The organism is Paenibacillus sp. GbtcB18 (assembly GCF_019091125.1).
Lineage (GTDB): Bacteria > Bacillota > Bacilli > Paenibacillales > NBRC-103111 > Paenibacillus_F > Paenibacillus_F chitinolyticus.
Map to the genome: position 1 here is coordinate 1 of NZ_JAGXJX010000036.1, position 3,027 is coordinate 3,027.

The following is a 3,027-nucleotide window of genomic DNA, read 5'->3' on the forward strand; positions in this document are numbered from 1 at the left end:
ATCAATTGCTTTAAAAAAGCTTTTACACAATGTCGTTAAGCTACCATCATAAGGACAATCAATCTTCAACCACACAATTTGAATTCGGTTGAAAAGCTGTTCTTGATAGCTATCATGATTAATCACCTGGGGATACATTAACAAAAGTCTTTCAATAGCTGTTGTTTTACCAATACCAGAAATACCTATGATTGATAAACTATCTGCAGTTGAACGTATATGATTTAAGCGTTCATCTATATATCTATGAGCCTGTTCTTCATTTTCTCGTAATTCATGAAGTGTGCGTATTCTTTCTAAAAACGTTTTATCTAAAGGATTTCTAGCCAGATAACCTCGCCGAATTAACGTAGATAAACGTCGCTCTACTTCAAAATGAATTGGTAATGGCTGAATAAAGTTTTTTATACGCTTTAATACGTGGTATCTAATATTTGTTTCACTCTGCTTATCACGTTCCGTAATGCGCGGTGTCACCATAAATCGTTCTAATACATCATCTTCACTGAAAATAGGTGGCAATGCTTCTATATAAGGATTTTGAGCGTATTCAGAGAGCATTTGCGGCTTGTAGTCAGCGTGTTCTATATCTCCTTTTAGAACAATATTATTTATCTTTTCCAAGCTCTTCATCTCGCTTTCTTTTCAATTTTTCCATTAAACGGGATGTACCTTTTTTTACAGGCTGCTCTTCTATTTTCTTTCTTGTTGCAAAATCGATTATTTCTGCATCTTCATCTTTTACAGGTGGTGATAAATCAAATTTTTCTTCTTCACGATTTATTTGTTTTTCATTTTCTTTATTATCACGGATAGCATCTAATTTTTCTTTTTTACTCGTAGGTTTGTATAGTGTATTTTTCTTCTTCTCTTTTGCTGTTTTAATGATTTGCTCCATCATAGTATCTGTATTAATTGTTAGTTGTACTTGTTTTGAGCGTTCCTCTTCTTCAAGTTCATTTCTTAATTGTTGATGAAATACAATATCCTCTAAGAAATCCGTTTTATATTGCTCACTAGGTTCTAACAATATACATGTCTCGTAATCTAAACCATCATCGTTCGGAATATAAATCCTATCTAAATGACGTGGATCATATACAATACTGACACTTTTATTTTTCAGTTTTGTATACCACTGTTCTTCGATGGCTCGTTTTGAACCATACAATAGATTTTTAAATTTAATCCCTGCTCTTGAAACAGTTGCTTTGCCTCTAGGTAATACATTCAAACGCAAAATATTTCGATCTATCGTACGTAATCGGCCTTTTCGATTTTAGATACCCCAGTTCCATAAACTAATAGGAGTAGGCACAATTCTATCAGTAATCATTTCTTTCTCCATTGGATACTTATCAATGATTTTATGATTATGTTGGAGAATCATTGTAATGACTAACGCTGTAAATTCTTTTAAATTAAGCGTAGCATCCAATCGATAGTCTTTATCTCCACGTTCTCGGTATTCTTTTTGAATTGCACCTGGAGCCTTCTGTTTAACTTTCCCGTTGATTGTACGGAATTTACGTTCAACAATACCTTTTAAATCTCCCCGATAAGCTGTCGTATTTTCAATTTTAATATTTAAATTATTAATCAGACCCGCAACTGCGTACCCTTCAAACTCACCTCTATCGGCAATAATAATCTCTGGTAAATGATGAGTTGGCCATTGTTCTTCTGTAATATCAATATTGTACTGCTTACAAAATTCAACTTTATCAGCAACCATATTATCCAAAGCCATCATTGCACCCATCCATGATGGCCCTTCTAAACCAACATAAATCCCTGTGACGATTCGAGAATATACATCAACGACTGCATAGATTAATGGACGACCGATAATGCGGTTAGCATCGATAGCGCTAACTAAATAAATATCTGCAATCGTCGCATCAATTTGAAAGCGTGTACCAGGACCATTGGTTTCTACTTTTGAATTGCGTAAAATTGGCCGATGTTTTTATTCATATTCTTTAGTACTCTTACGGAATATAATATCCTTTTTAGGATCTTCCCACTTTTTAAACCCATAATAAAACTGGTGGTAAGAAGGAATACGATCCGGTTCCCAAATCCTATATTGGATGTCACCATTCTCTTTATAACGATCTGAATAAAAGTCTCTTAAAATAAAGTGATAAACATATTTTAATGAATACCCATTTGCCTTGCGATAATACTTGTTTATTCCATGTTCAAATTGCAATTTTATCTCTTCTGTAATATTAACACCACTTCTGTATTCACCATCTACCGTAAGCTTTCGTGGTCTCCCGATTTTATCCACATTGAGTTTCTTACTTTTCCCTCGACCACCTGAATTCGCATAATCAGGTAGCATCGAATTTTTGTTCATTCCACGCTGCCAGTATCTACTTAAAAGCTTTTTTACTTTTGTTTTACCTAACCCACTATCAGCCACAATTTGTACGATTTTAGCTTCACGTCCTTTTTTTAGTAGAAGTGAAGACATATTCGGAATAATAAACTTTTCTACAATTGCCCAATCATAATCACGTTTATCCTTTTGTACTTGTGTTAAGTCACTATCTGGCACTGCTCTAGCATAAGGGTCTCCTATAATTAACAATTCATTTTGTTCAATATCCAATTCCATATTGGCATATAACTCTCTTTTAGGCATTGCGCTTATTGTATCGATATTAACGATATATACGTAATCTTCCTCTACTTCAATCACTCGTAAACGTGTAGAATCTTTCGTAGATTGCATAACCTGATTAATATAAATCATCCGTACTTCCCCTTCTTTACCTTATCTTCATTACCTGATTGAATTTGCACGCATTGCTCAATATCTAATGGTATAGACATATCTATTTGAATAATTTTACAAGCTAACAAATGATAGAAAAGTGTAATTCCACTTCCTAGAGGCATATGTGTATCTTTATCAAAACTATTAGCTATTTCTCGAATTGATTCATCTTTCTCTAGTAGCCTTTGTAGTAATGAAAATACTAAGTCTTCAATTTGTTGAGGGTTTATATTTTGAAA

At 33.6% G+C, this 3,027-nt stretch carries 2 protein-coding genes and 1 pseudogene; all 3 read right to left on the reverse strand.

Annotated elements, in window-relative coordinates:
* The coding region (locus KVT34_RS29240; RefSeq protein ID WP_217563189.1) for an ATP-binding protein at nucleotides 1–633 on the reverse strand (633 nt) is incomplete at its 3' end.
* Nucleotides 608–2,764, reverse strand: a pseudogene (locus KVT34_RS29245) (Mu transposase C-terminal domain-containing protein). The gene KVT34_RS29240 and the pseudogene KVT34_RS29245, both read right to left, overlap by 26 nt.
* On the reverse strand, nucleotides 2,761–3,027 hold a 267-nt coding region (locus KVT34_RS29250), incomplete at its 5' end, for a TnsA endonuclease C-terminal domain-containing protein (RefSeq protein WP_254635228.1). The pseudogene KVT34_RS29245 and the gene KVT34_RS29250, both read right to left, overlap by 4 nt.